Source organism: Microcoleus sp. AT3-A2, assembly GCF_036705685.1.
GTDB lineage: Bacteria > Cyanobacteriota > Cyanobacteriia > Cyanobacteriales > Microcoleaceae > Microcoleus.
The window spans coordinates 16,762-34,621 of sequence record NZ_JAUBVF010000017.1 but is presented as its reverse complement, the minus strand read 5'-3'; the positions used below and the strand labels follow the sequence as shown (position 1 = coordinate 34,621).

Here is a 17,860-nt window from a genome sequence, read left to right as displayed (position 1 = left end):
TCGCTTTAGAGCTTCGCTTTGAGATTTGAGATTTGAGATTCAGCCTTGACGGCGTTAGTGGGCGATCGAACAATCGATTTTAAATTTTAGATTTTAGATTTTAGAGTGAGTTCAGAGAGGGTACTGGGGGCTAGAAATAACCTCCAAACAAGAGGTTTATGAGGGACTTGAGGCATAAGAGAGCGAGATTTTTGAGGCAGAGTCTGTTTTTATTGTCGCTGTTTGAGTGTCGCTTTAGAGCTTTGGCTTTGAGATTTGAGATTTGAGATTGAGCCTTGACGGCGTTAGTGGGCGATCGAACAAACGTCGAAACAAGAGGTTTCTGGGGGACTTGAGGCAAAAGAGAGCGAGATTTTTGAGGCAGAGTCTGTTGTTATTGTCGCTGTTAATCGCGTGCCGTTGTCAAGTCCTAATGCTTCGATCTATGCTGGCAAATGCCTCTCACGAGGGATGCCACCGGCTGCACAACCTGTAATTGGATAAATGGCGTACTAGATAGATTTGGTGGTAAAATCAAATTTGGTAACTCCCATCGGTACCAAAGTTGCGGAAAACGTGAAACTGGCCAGTCCATACGGCTGTGCCTTCCGATGTAAAACCCAAAGTACGTTACGGTAAACAGACCATATTTTAAGCAAGTTACACTGCGCAGGAGAACTGACAAATGCTACAGCGCAAAATCTATCAACTCTGTTGTGATGGTCGTGAGGTTTCTATTTTTCTTCGAGATCAGCAACGTTGGATAGAGCGCGCTCGTATCCTAGATATTGAAGGGGATCTAGTCACGCTGCGCTACGAAACCGACGAAGAAGACGAAATCAGCTCCTGGGAAGAAATGGTGCGTCTCGAAAGTATTGGAGCTGTGTCCCAGAAGTTGGCTTCGGTATCCCGAACTAACTGCGAACCCCTAGTTTCTGATGATTGTCCCGAAGCCGAACAAATTCGCAATCACTACCCGGACTCGAATTTGGAATAGTTTTGAGCTCGCGCTTGAGGCAGAAGGAAAACTTGGGGGAAAAGAAAACGGCTTTTCTCCCTTTTTTGTGGAGAAATTATGCAAAAAACCCAGTTTAGGCCAAAAATATTCTGGGTTGTGACCCCATAAGCTATTTTTCCTTTAAATTTAAGCTTGATGGCGGGATCTCCTGCCCAACCCCTACTCCCCACAACAGCGTAAGTACACAGTAGTTTAAAAATTCAATACGCGACAGCTTACCCCTGCTGAAACCGGGTTTTTTGTCGGGGTGCGTCCAGGACTGTTCTTTTGTTTTCTGTGCCTGCGGGCTGGTTTCGATGTGCCCGACAGCTTATTCGCCGTCTGTTTCCCCATCTTCTAGGAAAAGTTCGGACTCCGGTATCGCTTTAAACACCGGACAGAAACCGTCGGGGGTTACTTTAAAGCCAAACAAAGCACTCGACTGGTTCCAACAGCGCTGGCTGCGGTAGTGCTGGCAATTGCCACAGCATTCAAGGTTTGCCTGAACGGCGCTGCCTTGAAACAGGAGTTCCCGCTGGGAGATGCCGCGCAGTACCAGTTCTTCGCCTTGCCAGCGGGCTTCTACCAAACCGGTATCGGCAAAATTGGCCCACCGGGGATCGGCTGTAATCGGACTCGGCAAGCTAATTGCTACCTCTGTCCCCAATTCGCTGAGTTCTCCCTCATAGTTAGTTTCCGGGATAGCGGGCTGCAAAAACATTTCCCCGATCGGCAATTCGACCAATGTTCCGGCCGCCGGAGTGTGCAACTGGTAGCGGTTTCGCAGCTCGTCCAAGTTAGCCAAGTCAGCCAAATATGCAGGGGAACCGTGGACTAAAATTACGTGCTGGGGACGCAAATTGTGGATGAGTTGGGTCGTCCCCGGCCCGTCGCAGTGTTCGGCTAGCAGATAAGTTTCGACACTTGTGACTCCAGATTCGGGTCTGTTGCCCAGCCAGTCGCTGACGGGATATCCTGGTTTTTGAGGGGCGAGCAAAATCCAAGGATGTGTGCCATCGGCAACATACAAAGCCAAATCAGCTAACTTGTCTGTAATTACAATACAGGGCGTGGCTCCCAATCCGGGGCGTTGTTCGGCAGACAGCCGGCGGACGCGGGGTTTCACCCTTTCGTCCCAAAACAAAGGTTGGTGCAGAGCAAAATTTTGGACGGCGGTGGGAAATTGGGGTAACAGTTCCAGATAAGCGTCGCACCCGTCGGCGACAGTGCCGTCCACCCAAATATCCAAGTCGCGGCCAGTAAAGTAGTGGTGACTGCGGAGCAGCATCAGCATTTCTTGACCCAAACCAAGGGCCGGGGCGGGCAGCAGTACCGAGTACCCGTCGGCGATGGCACGGTGGATGCGATCGGCTAACTGATTTTCTAGTTGTCGGCGGTGAGGGTGACGCGCCGTGCCGTAACTACCTTCCAAAATTAACACATCCGGCTTCATGCCCCTGAGTTCTCCCAGGGGCAAACCTTCCACCAAACGAGAATTGGACAGGAAAAAGTCGCCGGTGTAAACCACGGTGTAGGTGCGGTGCGGAGCGGCATAAGTCAGCAGCACAGTCGCCGCCCCGGGCAAATGACCCGACGGGAACAACTGCAGGCTCAGTCCAGGGCGCACTTCGAGCGGCGACTGCCAGGGCAGTCCCTGACAGAACCGGGACTCTGGCTGCTGAGCCAGTTCTGGCCAGTTGAGCGGTAGCAGTCGCGCTGTCACTTCGCTGCCGTAAATTGGCAAGTGGGGGAAAGATTGATTGAGTGCTAGCAAACCTCTGGCATGGTCAGAGTGGGCGTGGGTACACACCACAAAATCGGCTGGCAGCGATCGATTTAGTGTCGCTGACAGCGGTGCAATATCCTCTATACCGCAGTCGAGTAAAATGCGGTGCGGCCCCATTCGGACTAGCAGACAGACCCCTTCCTGTGCGTGGCCTGCGCCGTAAGGTAAACAATCGAGATCCATCACTGCGGTTAGCTCCCTGCTTTGCACGCAACTTGCAGTATCGCCACTTTTAAACATTGGTTGCGACTGCATTCATTCGATCGAGTTCAGTCTCGGACGCTGAAACCGGGTTTGATGAACGAAAACACTTTGTTGCCGCCCTCGCTCCCGGTTAAAAAACCCGGTTTATCAAAGTTCTGGTGCGTAAGCCCTGGAGCTAAATGTTTGCTCGAAGGCTGCGGCTCCCGTCAAAGGAAAGTAATTGCACTTAAGATTTGATGCAGTGCCAAGAAGGCGATTTTCTGAAGACATTTGCCTGACGGGCATTCGGCCTTCGACAAAGTTCATGCTACTGGTTCTGGCATCAAAAGTTACATTTTATTGCACCATGTAAGAGCAGCGAACTCGATCTCATATTCTGAGTTTTAAACCTTTTTCCACAATTTGCGCCTGCTAAAAGCTAGTCTTTTTTATGAGAAGATTTTAATTCAGATGTCCCAATATCTTGATAAAACTTTACAATTCTTCATTTTTAGGGTTTTGAGGGCCGTGTAGAGTCCAATCTGAAAAATGGAGAACCAGCATCGTGCTAGCTAACTGCTTTTGTCACGGCAGAGAGAGACTTTATGAGTTTGCTCGGTTTCTTTGTAAAAGTTTGATACATTCTTCTAAGCAAACCTTGTGGCTAGGGAGGAGAGAGTTTAAATGGCTTTTTGACCCCGCCCAAAAACGGATACCAGTTTCTGACAGGAACCGCCCGCAGCCCAAAGTTTTAGACTCTTGTTCAAGCTCCAGATTCATCTGTGAAGTAAATCTCAAATCGTTCGACCAAGAATTTCAAAGGTGGTACCCGCCACGTGATTTATCCGTGGAATCAATCCAAAATCTAAAATCCAAAATCCTCAAGCCCCCGCATTTATCCGTGTGGTCGCCTCTAAAATCTAAAATCTAAAATCTAAAATCTAAAATCTAAAATCGATTGACTAGCCCATAATTAGGTTTGTTTACTCCGCTACTTGACTAGGGGGCAAAACGATGTGTTTTTTTTTACCCCAAACATAGCCACATCAATCCCCCGACAAGGGAGCATATTTATCCTGTACAAATCCCACTAACTTGCCAGAAATAATCTCAGGTATATGAGCCTCCAACCAGTTTGTAATATTCGGTTTTTTATCATAGCTGGGTCTTCTTTGGGGTGGTTTTTGAGTTGTTTTTCAGCTAATCCCTGCGTGGTTAAACCGCGAAAGTCAGAATTGCAATAGTGTTTAATTGTTTGGTATATTTTTGATAATAGTATCCGATCGCAATTAAAGCTGAAATGAGGAGCGATCGCACAAACTCGGTTTTGTAAAAAAATGGGGTTTTTACAGGTGGCATTAATGGCGAGGATTGGTGGCGGTCTGCTGCCAATAGCACCTGCAATTGACACAAGCCTCGACGAGGGATCGTTGACGGGGGTAAAAGTTGTGTTGGGAAAAAACTTGACATCAGCGGGTCATTGAAAGTAAAAATAAATAAAAGCAATAAAAACAATGAGGCTTTATCTTTGATTCGCGATCGGCAATCGGCAAGTAGGGCATTGAGAAGTGGCTATCCCCTAAAACAATTTCTGCTAAAATACATCCGGTAATATACGGAATATCTAGGATTTTTTCGCAAGCTAAAATATAAAATCAAAAATCTAAAATGGCAACAGCTATTCTTGAGCTGGAAATCTCCAAACTCCCGCCAGAAATTACGGTTGAGGAGCGTTACAGCAAAGCCTTGGTTTTAATTCGACTGCACGGAAAACCGATCGGCCAAGCTCTATTATCGCTCGTCGGAGGTCGCGCCGACGGCTCCCAATTGCGGGAAACACTGATGAACGCTGCGGGGGACAACCTTTGGAAAAATTGGCTCTACGATACCCTCGCATGGGATGAGCGGGGGCCTGTGCAGGCAATGCCACTCGCCACAGTAGCGGTTTGCACGCGCGATCGCCCGGAAGATTTGCGGCGCTGTCTAGACGCGCTGATGCAGCTCCCAGACGAGGGTCAGGAATACTTAGTAATTGACAATTGTCCCAGCACGGACGCTACCAAGGAACTAATCAAAAATTACCCACAAGTCCGCTATGTGCGCGAAGACGTACCAGGCTCCAGCGCTGCCCGTAACCGAGCTTTACGCGAAGCTAAACATGAATTCGTAGCCTTTACAGATGACGATGCGGCTCCCGATCCGAACTGGCTGCGATCGCTCTTGTGGAATTTTAGCGATCCGCGAGTGATGTGCGTCACGGGGCTGGTGATGCCCTGGGAACTGGAAACCGAGGCGCAAGAATGGTTTGAGTGGTACAGCCCGCACGGGCGGGGATTTGAGCGCCGAGTTTTTGATGGGGCGCAGTGCAATCCTCTGATTGTGCATCTTGTGGGAGTTTCGGCGAGTATGGCTTTGCGGAAAAGTTCGATCGACTACATTGGCCTGTTTGACGAAGCTTTGGGGGCGGGAACACCCACAGTGGGTGGCGAAGACTGTGAACTCTTTGCCCGCATTTTGCGCGCTGGTTACTGCATTGTCTACGAGCCGAGAGCATTGAGCTGGCACCGCCATCGCCGCACTTGGGAAGAATTGCAAAAAACGCTCCGAGGCTACGGAATCGGAGTCTATGCTTTCTGGACGCGGATGTTTGTAATCAACAGAGAATTCAGTGTGCCTCTATTAGCTTGGGGATGGCTGCGGTATAAGCAAATTCCTGAATTAATTGCTTCTTTGCGAAAGCAACCGGATGCGGTTCCGAGGGATTTGCTGTGGGCTCAATTCCGGGGCTGCATTAGCGGGCCGATGGCTTATTTTGCTTCTCGGAAGTTGTTACAAAAAATTAAGGGGAGCAATGAATAGGGATTTTTAGATTATTTTTAACGGCAGATGAAGGGAGATGAAATGCAGATGAAGTTAATTGTTGTAATGTAAATATGGAAAATCTAACAGTTAGCATAATTATTCCTAGCCACAATCGAAGTTCTTCGCTGCGGCGCGCTCTTGATGCTTTGCACTTGCAGACTTATCCGATCGACCTGATCGAAGTTATTGTAGTGGCAGATAGCTGCATTGACGATACTTTGGCAATGCTACAAGACTACAAAGCTCCGTTTAAACTGCAGGTGATCGAGGTAAATTGCCGAAGTGCTTCGATCGCCCGCAATACAGGAGCGGCTTCGGCTACCGGGAAATTGCTGCTGTTTCTCGACGACGATATCGAAGCGCTGCCACTTTTGGTGGAAAGCCATGCGCGGGTTCACCGAGAGCGTCCGGGAGCGGCTGTCATGGGCCCCTATCCGCCTAAGTTGCACGGAGGAACTACGTTTTTTGACGTGGAAGTGCGCTCGTGGTGGGAAGAGAAGTTTTATCAGATGAGCCAGCCGGATCACCGATTTACTTATCAAGATTTGCTCAGCGGCAACCTTTCTTTGGATGCAGAACTGTTTGGTCGTCTCGATGGGTTTGATTCGGCTTTTGGGAACTGCGGCGGAGAAGATTACGAGTTTGGGGTGCGTTTGCTGAAAGCTGGTGTACCTTTTGCTGTAGCGGGGGATGCTGTGGGCTATCATTACGAACACGAAACTAATAATCTCGATCGCTCTTTCCGCCGATGTCGTCAGGAAGGGCGATCGGATGTTTTGATCGGCCGCCGACACCCGGAACTTAGACCGATCATGCAGGTAGCAGCCTACGAAACTGCTTACTCGCTGGTAGATAAAATTGTGGTGGCGGTCACGTTTTTTTGGCCGGCTGCTGTGGATTGGCTGGCCCGGGGACTGAGGAAATCTCTGGATTTACTCGAAAGCTTGGGGATGCGGGGAACTTGGCGGTGGTTGCGGTCAAAATTGCGCGGTTATTGGTATTTGCGGGGTGTCATTGATGAGTTAAAAAGTCGCTCTGCTATTTCTAGTTTTATGCAAGGAGGCCCGGCCCGTGCTGATTTGGGCGGATATGAAATTAACATTGATTTGCAGCAAGGTTGGGAAGCGGCAGAAAGTCTGCTGGATGCGGAACGACCGGCTGGGGTTTACCTGTATTACGACCAACTGACAGTCGGCCATATTTTTCCGCAAGCAGGCGCGGAACCGCTGCGGGGCGCTCACTTACGATCGATTCTGGCGCTTCACTTTGCTCAACCGCTGGCTGGGGCGATCGCGGTTAACGGTTTACCCCACAGTGCTGAAACGCTTGAAGAAAAGCCTTTAGTTGCTTTTGAAACTTACGAGTTAGCCATTAATAGCTAAGTAAATAGGTGCAAATAAAGATTACAGGATTTGGGCAGGTGAGTGCCTTCATCTTCTCGCTTATATCTCGTTATGCTTAGCTAAACTAGCCCCTAGAAGATATTTTTTTTCGTGCATATCTACTGAATTCGGGGAAGTTAAACCAAAAACTCAAACCTCAAAAGTTGGAAAATTGGAAAGTTGCAACCCCAAAGTTAAAAGTCCCAAGTCAAAACTTTTCTATCTAGTGCCCGCTGCAAAATTTTCAGGAGCAAGTAATGGCAATAAAAGTGATGGAAATTGAGTTTACCGAACAGATTAATCCGATTAGGCAACTCGAACAATACGAAGCAGTTCGCATTTTAGTTCGCTACCGGGGACGGCTTCTGGGCTGGGCTTCTGTTAGTAACAATCCCTGGGAACAAACAATTTCCGCTGAGCGAGTGCGACAAACAATTGTGGATCAGTTAGGAAAAGAGTTGGTGCGATCGACTTTAGGAGAGCAGTTCGGCGCTGTTTCTGAAGCAGTGGCGGATCGCCACCTGCCGTCAATTAGCGTTGTCATCTGCACGCGCGATCGCACAGATTTGCTCAAAGGCGCTCTGGAAGCTCTGCTCGCCCTCGACTATCCGCAACGCGAAATTATCGTTATAGACAACGCTCCTGCAACCACCAGCACCGCTGAATTCGTCGCGCGATTACCGGTACGCTACGTCAAGGAAGAACGACCAGGATTGGATTGGGCGCGGAATCGCGGGATCGCTGAAGCGCGGCATGAGATTATTGCTTTTACTGACGACGACGTGCGGCCCGATCGCGGTTGGCTGCGGGGTATTGCTGCGGCGTTTGCTGAGCCAGAAATTATGGCCGTGAGCGGTTTAGTCGCGCCGGCGGAACTAGAAACAGAGGCTCAAATTCAATTTGAACTCCGCTACGGAGGAATGCTGCAATACCTCGACAGTTTTAAATTTGATGGTAGCAAGCTCTCGACGCGCGAGTTGCTGTGGGCGAGCAAATACGGGGTGGGGGCGAATATGGCTTTCCGGCGGCAAGTTTTCGAGGCTGTGGGCAATTTTGACGTTGCTCTCGATGTGGGTACTGCGACTTGCGGTGCTGGGGATATTGAGATGTTTCATCGGATTTTGGCGAAGGGATACTCGACTTTTTATGAGCCGAGAGCTTTTGTGTGGCATCGGCACAGACGCAGCGCCGAGGCTTTGAGCCGGCAGTTACAGGACAATGGGCGCAGCTTTGGGGCTTTTTTACTGACGTGCGATCGCAACCGCACTGTGCCGCGTTGGGAAATTTGGAAATTTGCTATGTTTCAGTGGCTTGGTTGGTGGCTGGTGCGCCGCTTGGGGGTTCCGGGTTTGCTGCCGCGCAAGTTGGTAGTCAGCGAGTTACTAGGAGCTCTCGACAGTCCTTTTGCTTACAGAAAAGCGCAGTTGCAGGGGCAGCAGTTAGCTGAGATTGAGCCGGAAGAGCAGCTACAGTCGGAACCGCAGGAAGTTGCCGGAGGTGTGCGATGAGAAGTGCTCCCAGGGTGGGTTACAGGCGCAAAATCGCTCATTTCTTCGATTTACTGCGGGTGTTGGTCGATCGCGATATAAAATTACTTTACAAGCGATCGACTTTGGGGATTGCTTGGACTTTAATCAATCCGCTGTTGCAGTTAGCTGTATTTTCATTTGTATTTCGTTCTGTTGTACCGATTAACGTTCCGAAATTTTCTTCGTTTGCTTTCAGCGGTTTGTTAATCTGGAGTTGGTCTCAAACCGCATTATTTCAAGCAACGGGATTAATTACCAACAATAAAGCGCTAATCAGACAGCCTAATTTTCCCACGGCAATTTTGCCGGTAGTCACGACTATGACGGGGCTAATTCACTTTATGTTAGCTTTGCCCGTGTTAATTATCTTTCTGGCAATTGATGGCGTTCAGCCGAGTGCACTGCTGTTGGTGTTGCCGCTGCTGATGGCTATTCAGTTTATTTTGACAGTCAGTTTGGCTTATCCCCTCGCGGCTTTGAATGTCACTTTTCGCGATACTCAGTACACTTTGGGCGTACTTTTGCAGATGCTGTTTTACCTGACTCCGATTTTCTACGACCTCAACAGCGTCCCGAAACAATTTCAGCCTTTTTATCAGTTAAATCCTATGGTGCCACTGCTGGGAGCTTACCGCGCCATACTGCTCAAAGGTACGCAGCCGGATTGGCTGGCGCTGTTAATTCTTAGCTTGGTTGTGGCTGCTCTTTTGCCGATCGGACTGGGAATTTTTAGACGGCAAAGCAATACTTTTGTGGAGGAATTGTAAATGCGTCAAGCTATTGTTGTCAAGGGTTTGGGGAAACGTTTCAACCGCTACTCTGCCGATCGACCTTATACGATTATGCAGGCCGCTTTGGCGGGTTTTCGGCAGATGAAACCGCAGGCGCGTTTTTGGGCACTGCGGGATATCAATTTCACTGTTTCTCCCGGAGAAATGCTGGGAATTCTCGGCAAGAATGGCGCGGGAAAATCGACGCTGCTGCAACTTGTTGGCGGTATCGGCCAGGCTCAAGAAGGAACTATTGAAGTTAATGGCAGAATTGGCGGTTTGTTGGATTTGGGTGCGGGTTTTCACTCGGATTTAACGGGCAGAGAAAATGTGTTTGTGGGTGCGGTGGTGGCCGGTTTAACTCGTCGGGAAGCGGCGCGCAGGTTTGATGATATTGTTGAATTTGCGGAATTGCAACAGTTTATTGATAGTCCGATGCGGACTTACAGTACCGGGATGCAAATGCGGCTGGCTTTTTCGGTGGCGGTACACACTGATCCAGAAGTGCTGTTAGTTGATGAACATTTGTCGGTTGGTGATGTGGCTTTTCAAAATAAATGTTTGAACAGAATCACCGAGTTTAAGAATCAAGGCTGTGCGATTGTTTTGATTTCTCACAACGCGGCGCAAATTCATAAACTGTGCGATCGGGCTTTGTGGCTGAAATCAGGTGAAATCGTGGCTTACGGGGAACCGGAAGTGGTAGTCGGTCAGTATTTGTCGGAAATGCGCCCAGCCACCGAAAAACGCACTCCCATGCGTCCTCCTGAAGTGACGAGTACGGGTTCACAACTGCGAATAAATGACAATCGCTTCGGTTCTTTGGAAGTAGAAATTACGGATGTTAAAGTGTTGCCGGATGATGAGATAAACAGTGGCGATTCTATTACTGTGGAAATTCATTATTCTGCCCCGAAGCCAATTTCGGGTGCTATTTTTGGCGTCACAATCAGCCGGGAAGACGGTCAAAGTTGTTTTGAGACTAATACTAATCAAATGGGCAGATTGCTGCCGCTGGCGGAAGGTAAAGGCACAATCCGCCTGCACGTAGACAGGCTGGATTTAGGCAACGGTCAGTATTATGTGAATCCTGGGGTTTACGAGAAGAGTTTTGCTTACGCCTATGATTATCATTGGCACCTTTATCCGCTGTATGTGCGATCGACTGTAAGCCAAAAAACGATTCTTTGTCCGCCCTACCGCTGGGAATTTGATGGCAAGATGCAGGTTGCGGATTTACCCGAACCAGCCGAAAAAGTTCACGCATTTAATAATGATAATCCCGCCTATGCCAAGATTTTGACTCAGTTGGAAAATAAGCAGGAACCAGACTTTTTAATTATTGGCGCTCAAAAGTGCGGCACTGAGGCTTTGTGTGGTTATCTGGAAAATTACTTGCAAATTCTTAAAGAAGGTGCGAGGAGAATTCAGTTTTTTGATTTGAATTTTGAGCGGGGTGTTGATTGGTACAGCAAGCAGTTGACTCGCAGCGTAACTGGTGACAAGGTGTTGCTGTGGGAGATGACTGGTTACTATATTTATCATCCGTTGGTGGCCGAGCGGGTTTACAAGTGTTTCCCGGATGTTAAGCTAGTTGTAATGCTGCGAAACCCGGTCAAACGAGCTTGGCTGCACTATCATTTAGAAGTGGCGATCAGTTGCGAAAAGCTGGATTTTGAAAAGGCGATAGCTTCGGAGCCCCATCGCCTAAAAGGTGAAATTGAAAAGATCAAAGCCGAGAAAGATTATTACAGTTTCAACCACCAACATTATTCTTATTTGTCGCGAGGAATTTATGTCGAACAAATCAGGAATTGGCTCGATTATTTTCCGAGGGAACAGTTGCTAATTCTCAAAAGCGAAGATTTTGAGGCGAATACCGATAAAGTTTTTTCGGAAGTGTTAGATTTCTTGGATATTAGTGCGATCGCAAGTAAAGAAGATGAGATTAATATGAGGGAGGATTACACCCAAATACCAGCAGAAATCGAACAACAATTGACAGATTATTTCAAGCCTTACAATCAGGAGCTTTCTGATTTGTTAAAACAAGATTTTACTTGGAGTTAGAATTGGTAGGTTGGGTTCCGAGAACAAAACCCAACCTACCTCAAAATATACCGTTAATTATAATTGCAAAATGTTATGAAACGCATATTTCTCGTAGGATCGCCTCGCAGTGGCACAACAATTCTTCAAAGCTTATTAGCCGCTCATCCCGAAGTTATTTCTTTTCCGGAATCTAAGTTTTTTCACTATTTGCTATACGATCAGTTTGCGGGAAAGTTGCCAGGTAGAATGGAAGCTTTTTTTAAGGATGAGATTAAACGTCCTGAACTTTTGAAAGATTTTGATGACAGCCAAACTGTGGAAGCTAAAGCTAGTTGGTTTGTGAGAGTTTTGGATGGTTTGGCTGCTGAACAAAAAAAAAGCATTTGGTTGGAAAAAACGCCGGAACACATATATTTTATTGATGACATAGAGCGCTTCTTGCCAAATGCAAAATTCATACATATTTTGCGGAACGGTATGGACACAATAGCTTCTATGTATGATGCTACTAGGAGTTTTAACGAATTGTGGGGCGCTGGTTGGGATTTAAACCACTGTATCAATCGCTGGGAACACGCGATGTTAACTAGCAACAAATATATTAATAAATATAATCATATATTAGTTAAATATGAGGAGCTTTTAGATAACAAAACACAAATCTTAGGAAAGATTTGTCATTTTATGGGCATTGAATATGACGAAACAATGCTCGTTAATTATCAAGAAAAAGCCGCAAAGCTAAGTTTGAATCTACCTTGGCACAAAGGAATTGAGAGAGATGTCAAAAGTAGTAATGTTCACAAATATCATAAAATTTTCACTCGAAATGAAATCAGATATATTTTAGATAAAATTCAGCGAGTCAAGGGTGAAATGGCCTGGAAAGTTACGGTGGAAGTGACCGAACCAATTTCGGATATTTACGCTTGGCAAATATGCGATCGCCTGTCCTGTACGATCAAACTAGAAGGAATTCAACTCGGTATTATTGAATTGCCGATTTGCGATGGTATGGTTGCGGCTTCGGTGTTGGCGGATGCGGTTGCAGCCCAGTTTGCTTGGCAAATTCTCGATCGCTTCTTTCAACGCAATCGCTGCGAAAAACGCAATAAATTGTGGGAAACTTTGCTGGAACCATTGCACCCTAAACATGATTCGACGCTATTTTTGCAAGAATTATGGGGGCGTCCGCATTGGCATTTGCAGGATTTCTACAAGCCAGAAATAGCAGAGGATGTTCCAACAATTACCCTCGAAAAAGATTTGATTGTCTTAGAAATTAGCGAGGAATTTGCTAATATAAAAGTTGAGCTTTCTGAAATTGACGTGCTGGTAAAAGTAGGCGGCGTTGCTGTCGGTATTGTCGCTGTTGCGGTGGAAAATAATTTTGTTTCGGCTCAAAAATTGCGATCGACAATTAATCGAAATTTTGGTTTTGAGTTGTGCGTCGCCGCCGTGCGAGAAGCTTTGGTGGGAAAACCACTCAACGGCAAACAATGGCTACGATCGCGCTTAGCCTCTTGTGCTCAACAAAGGTCTAATTTGCCCGACAGTTTGAATGTAGCGGGTGCTGGGGGCATTTACCCGCCAAATGCGGTGATGTTCGGCAGGCGATCGGGTGCGATCGGGACAAGTGTCAGCCGTCGCGCCTCACTCCCGGCGGCGGCGCTGCAGGAAATCGAGTCAGCGGCGGCAATCGCGGGGGAACCGACAATGCAAATTCCCCCAGAAAACGAGTTTCCAAAGCAAGTATTTTACGCACCGGAAATCATTGACTCAAAATCTTCTTATCGGGAAGTTTCTCACTCGGTGAAACCTCAAGTTTTTGACAATCATAGCCGTACACAAAAACTCCCGATTCTCTCCTACCGCCGCATTTCTCCTGACGGTTTAGACGCAGTTACTCCCCAGATTTTTGAACAACAGTTACACAATCTCAAAAATCTGGGTTATTACAGTGCGAGTTGGGAAAATTGGCGAACCGCAAAACTGGCTAAAACTCCTTTACCCGGTAAAGCTGTATTGATGACATTTGATGGTGGCTATCTAGACTTTTTCCAATATGCTTGGCCTCTGCTAAAACGCTTTGATTTTACAGCAACTGTTTTTCTCGTAGCGGAGTCAATAGGAAAGACAAATAGTTGGGAAAAAGCCGAATTTGAAGAAGTGCCGTTAATGGGATGGCCGGAAATTTTGCAACTGCGGGATGCAGGGATTGAATTCGGTTCTATGTCTGCTACTCATCAACCTTTGACTGCATTGTCGCCCACAGAAATTGTGCGGGAGGCAGCCAAATCCCGTGCTATCTTGGAACGGGGATTAGAGAAATCTGTTAAATGTTTTGCTTATCCTTACGGGGATGTCGATCCAATTGTAGCGCATTTAATTGGAGCGAGTGGATATACTTTTGGTGTATCATATCAGTTAAATTTGAGCAGTTTTGAGGATTCTTTATTGTCGCTGCCGCGCATTCAAGTCACCGCAGAAAATGCCTTAAAATTAGCTTAGTAAGCTGCATCAATTAGCCAAACTTTCTCCTAAACTAACAATCTCTCAACGGACGCACCTTACAAGTGAAATTTCTTAATCAATCCCTTGATTTTTCTCTGCAAATAACCGCCTAACCCTCGGTAAATTTTCTCAAATTTATAATCAAATAAAATATCCATCACATCTTCAGTTTTCATATACTTTAAATAAGAAATCATTTTATCGGTTAGTTCATCATTAACATCATCAATATACTTTCTCACCGCCAACCTTTCCGAAATATTCCATTTCTGATCAAACTTGCGGTGCATTTCTGTCTCATAATCCCGAAAATCTGAGATTTTCCCCTCCAAATACTTTTGAATATATTTCCCCGCTATTTGGGCACCATCCATCCCGTGTCTAATCCCTTCGCCGCCCAAAAAATTCACTGTCGAGACAGTATCGCCGATCGCAATTATATTACTATCCTTGCAATAAATATCCTTCAAACCAGGACTGTACTTAAGCGTCGAACCGTGTTTGTCAATAATTTTATAATTTTTAGACTTCAGATATTCATCAATCAGTAAATCAATATATTTTTTCAGGGGTGACAAATGCCTCACCGTTTTCGGATCTAAAAAAATGCGACCCGCACCCACTTTTAGCCTGTTTTGTTCCATTGGAAATATCCAGGAATAACCTTTCGGCATCCATTTATCGCCCAAAAAGAAGATTAAATCACCGCTGTATTTATTGTAAACTTCTGACTCTACTTCAATTAAATATTCAATTCCAGTTCCCGACAAAAAATCGGGCTTATCATTCTCTTTTTCGTACATAATCGCCCTAGCAAAGCCAGTAGCATCAACCAATACTTTCGTGCTAACTTGGATAAGTTGACCGTCGGATAACTGTTTGAATTCTACTATTGTTTCGCCGTTTTCTTGTGAGTGTCGAATGTAGCGATAACCCAGCCAAACTTCACCGCCAAATCGCTCAACTTCGCTGGCCAAAAATGCTCTAAATTTAGCAAAGTTGAGAACAACTCCCAAGCTTTCGGGAGACTCCCAAGTGTGACTGACTTTGCTAGTTTCAATAGTAAGTTTGTGCCAAAAACTGCCGATAACGGATTCAGGTAAATCGAATTTAGAGAGGGTTTCTAGAGGCGTGGCAGCGCTAGAAAAGTCATTTTTATTAAAATTGTCGTTTTGCTCGGCAAGCAAGACTTTGTGGCCGGATTGGGCTAGGATTCTCGCACAGTGACCGCCTGCTGGGCCGGCTCCTACTATTACTATGTCAAAACTTTTTAAATTCATTTTGCTTCTAACTCGCTTCCAAGGTCAAAATACCCGCCGACATATCGCAATGGTAGTTATGACGCTACTACTATTCAAATTGCTTCAAACGGTCAAATTTTAGGTAGAGTTCTGAATGTGACACCATCAGACTTGTGGGGTCGTTTTATTACACTGTCATAGATCGAGTATTTCTTAGGATTAGTCTCGAATGGTAAGGTGCGCTGCACCCTACCATTCTAGCTATTTACACGCTAACAGGTGACTGTTTGCGGCTGAATGTTGCTAAGATGCGATCGCACATTTGCGACGGATTTAATCCCAAACTGGCAAATGATTGTTCAGGCGTTGCATGATCTACCAATGTATCGGGTACACCCAACCGCATCACTGGCACCAGGACATTATTGTCGAGCAAAGATTCGGCTACTGCTGAACCGAATCCGCCCATCAAACAGCCTTCTTCCATTGTGACAACTTTGCCGATTCGCTGTGCTAAAGGCAAAATTAGTTCGGTGTCCAAAGGCTTGACAAAACGCGCATTGATGACAGTTGCTTCAATACCGTGCTCGCTCAGAATCTGGGCGGTTTGCATTGCCGGATAAACCATTGAACCGTAACCCAAAATCAGCACATCGTCGCCGTTGCGGAGAATTTCGGCTTTGCCGATCGGCAACTCTTCCCAACCTTCCTCCATCAAAGGCACGCCGTAACCATTTCCGCGTGGGTAACGCATGGTAATCGGGCCGCTTGTGTGGTTGATTCCCGTGACTATCATCCGCTGTAATTCAGCCTCATCTTTTGGTGCCATAACTACCATATTTGGCAGGCACCGCAAGAAGGCAATGTCGTACATCCCTTGGTGAGTTGGGCCGTCAGCACCAACAATGCCAGCTCGATCCAAACAGAAGAAAACTGGCAAATTTTGGATGCAAACATCGTGAATTATTTGGTCATAGCCTCGCTGCACAAATGTCGAATAAATTGCCACAACCGGACGCATTCCTTCGCAGGCTAAACCAGCGGATAAAGTCACAGCGTGCTGTTCGGCAATCCCCACATCAATGTACTGTTTCGGCAGTTTTTCATGAAGTTTATCCAGACCTGTTCCGGTTGCCATTGCAGCGGTAATGCCGACAATTTTGGGATTATCTTCTGCTAGCTTGACCAGGGCGTGGGCAAAGACTTTCGAGTAAGCTGGAGGCTTCGGTTTGGTGGAGGGAATGCCTTTGCCTGTGGCTAAGTTAAAGGGATTTTGGGCGTGATATCCTACTTGGTCTTTTTCGGCGATCGCATATCCTTTGCCCTTCACCGTCACCACATGAACTAACACTGGCCCTTGAATGGTATGAGCTTGTTTGAAAGTGGTAATTAGCTCTTCCAAATTGTGTCCGTCTACCGGGCCCATGTAAGTAAAGCCTAATTCTTCAATTACTGCTCCAACTTTCGAGACTGCCAAGCGTTTCATCCCTTCTTTGAGGCGTTCCATTTCAGGAGTAAAAGTTTCGCCGACAAAGGGAATGTGTTTAAATTGTTCCTCTAAGTTATCTTTGAGAAACTGCACCGGTGGCGACAATCGCATCTTGTTCAAATAGCGGGTAATTGCGCCGACGTTGGGCGAGATTGACATCTCGTTGTCGTTAAGCACAACTAACAAATTGGTTTTCGGCATATGGCCCGCGTGGTTAATCGCTTCGAGTGCCATGCCGCCAGTCAATGCGCCGTCACCGATGACTGCTACAGTTTTAAAGTTTTCTCCCTTGAGGTCGCGCGCCATTGCCATTCCTAGTGCTGCGGAAATGCTTGTGGAAGCGTGGCCTGCGCCGAAGTGGTCGAATTTGCTCTCGCAGCGCTTGAGATAGCCTGCAACGCCGTCTTTTTGGCGTAGGGTGTGGAATTGGTTGTAGCGGCCGGTTATCAATTTGTGAGGATAAGCTTGGTGGCCGACATCCCAAGTAACTTTGTCGCGATCGAGGTCGAGTGTTTGGTAGAGTGCTAAGGTCAGTTCGACTACACCCAATCCTGGGCCGAGGTGGCCGCCGCTAGCGGCTACAGTTTCTAAATGCTTTTCTCGAATTTGTCGGGCAATTTGTTCGAGTTGATGAATCGAGAGGCCGTGTAATTGGTTTGGATGAGTCAGTTCGCTGAGATGCATATTTTAAAATCTTGCTCCTGTGAATCAGGACGAATCCTTAACAGATATAGGTTGAGCCTGCGACGTTGGGTACGGGCAAACGTTAGAATAGTTTAACGGTTATTTGAGAAAAACTGTTAGGCGTAAGATTTTTGTTATTTTTGACCTGGTAATTATAGTTAATAAATTGTGCGCCGTCAATATAAAAAAAGCTTATGTTGTTAGTTGCTAATCGCTAATTGTTAGTTGAACTGGAATTCTTAGGAATTTTAAACTGCTTTTTGTAGCGATGTCTGACTTTTTAGGCATCTTGTTTCTGCAAGCGGACTATGATACAAAATCATTAACTGTGATGGAGCATCTCATATTTGTAAAAACACTTCTTCTGGCTCCTTCCTTCTGCCTCAAATTAA

Annotated in this window: 11 protein-coding genes; 7 read left to right on the top strand and 4 right to left on the bottom strand. The window is 46.6% G+C overall.

Features of this window, described 5'->3' with window-relative positions; translation table 11 throughout:
• The first annotated feature begins 664 nt into the window (after positions 1–664).
• Positions 665–976: a DUF6679 family protein gene (locus QUB37_RS12480; protein ID WP_006633466.1), complete on the top strand. Its 312-nt coding sequence runs from the start codon at positions 665–667 to the stop codon at positions 974–976.
• Positions 977–1,307: 331 nt separating this feature from the next.
• Here QUB37_RS12480 and QUB37_RS12475 read toward each other — a convergent pair whose 3' ends face one another.
• Positions 1,308–2,945: an MBL fold metallo-hydrolase gene (locus tag QUB37_RS12475; protein ID WP_333162454.1), complete on the bottom strand. Its 1,638-nt coding sequence runs from the start codon at positions 2,943–2,945 to the stop codon at positions 1,308–1,310.
• Between the two features lie 168 nt (positions 2,946–3,113).
• Positions 3,114–3,272 (bottom strand): hypothetical protein, encoded by a 159-nt coding sequence (locus tag QUB37_RS12470; RefSeq protein ID WP_333162337.1) that lies wholly within the window; start codon positions 3,270–3,272, stop codon positions 3,114–3,116.
• A gap of 1,341 nt (positions 3,273–4,613) precedes the next feature.
• On the opposite strand from QUB37_RS12470, the gene QUB37_RS12465 reads away from it, so the two are divergent.
• The 6 genes from QUB37_RS12465 to QUB37_RS12440 all read left to right on the top strand — a co-directional run bounded on the left by QUB37_RS12465 (position 4,614) and on the right by QUB37_RS12440 (position 14,051).
• Positions 4,614–5,804: a glycosyltransferase gene (locus QUB37_RS12465; RefSeq protein ID WP_333162335.1), complete on the top strand. Its 1,191-nt coding sequence runs from the start codon at positions 4,614–4,616 to the stop codon at positions 5,802–5,804.
• Between the two features lie 74 nt (positions 5,805–5,878).
• Positions 5,879–7,189 carry a glycosyltransferase family 2 protein gene (locus QUB37_RS12460; RefSeq protein ID WP_333162333.1) on the top strand — a complete coding sequence of 437 codons (1,311 nt, stop codon included), beginning with the start codon at positions 5,879–5,881 and terminating at the stop codon, positions 7,187–7,189.
• 257 nt (positions 7,190–7,446) lie between these two features.
• On the top strand, positions 7,447–8,697 hold the full coding sequence (locus QUB37_RS12455; protein ID WP_333162331.1) for a glycosyltransferase: 1,251 nt from the start codon (positions 7,447–7,449) through the stop codon (positions 8,695–8,697).
• A complete protein-coding gene (locus QUB37_RS12450; RefSeq protein ID WP_333162329.1) occupies positions 8,694–9,485 on the top strand; it encodes an ABC transporter permease in 792 nt (263 codons plus the stop codon). Before QUB37_RS12455 ends, QUB37_RS12450 begins: the two co-directional genes overlap by 4 nt.
• On the top strand, positions 9,486–11,558 hold the full coding sequence (locus tag QUB37_RS12445; protein ID WP_333162327.1) for an ATP-binding cassette domain-containing protein: 2,073 nt from the start codon (positions 9,486–9,488) through the stop codon (positions 11,556–11,558).
• Positions 11,559–11,633: 75 nt separating this feature from the next.
• Positions 11,634–14,051, top strand: a complete 2,418-nt coding sequence (locus QUB37_RS12440; RefSeq protein ID WP_333162325.1) for a sulfotransferase — start codon at positions 11,634–11,636, stop codon at positions 14,049–14,051.
• A gap of 59 nt (positions 14,052–14,110) precedes the next feature.
• Here the strand turns inward: QUB37_RS12440 and QUB37_RS12435 are convergent, their stop codons facing one another.
• Together QUB37_RS12435 and dxs are read right to left on the bottom strand one after the other, a co-directional pair.
• Complete coding sequence (locus QUB37_RS12435) at positions 14,111–15,334, bottom strand: NAD(P)/FAD-dependent oxidoreductase (RefSeq protein ID WP_333162323.1); 1,224 nt, start codon at positions 15,332–15,334, stop codon at positions 14,111–14,113.
• 226 nt (positions 15,335–15,560) lie between these two features.
• Positions 15,561–17,468 (bottom strand): 1-deoxy-D-xylulose-5-phosphate synthase, encoded by a 1,908-nt coding sequence (gene dxs, locus QUB37_RS12430; RefSeq protein ID WP_333162321.1) that lies wholly within the window; start codon positions 17,466–17,468, stop codon positions 15,561–15,563.
• Positions 17,469–17,860 lie beyond the last annotated feature (392 nt).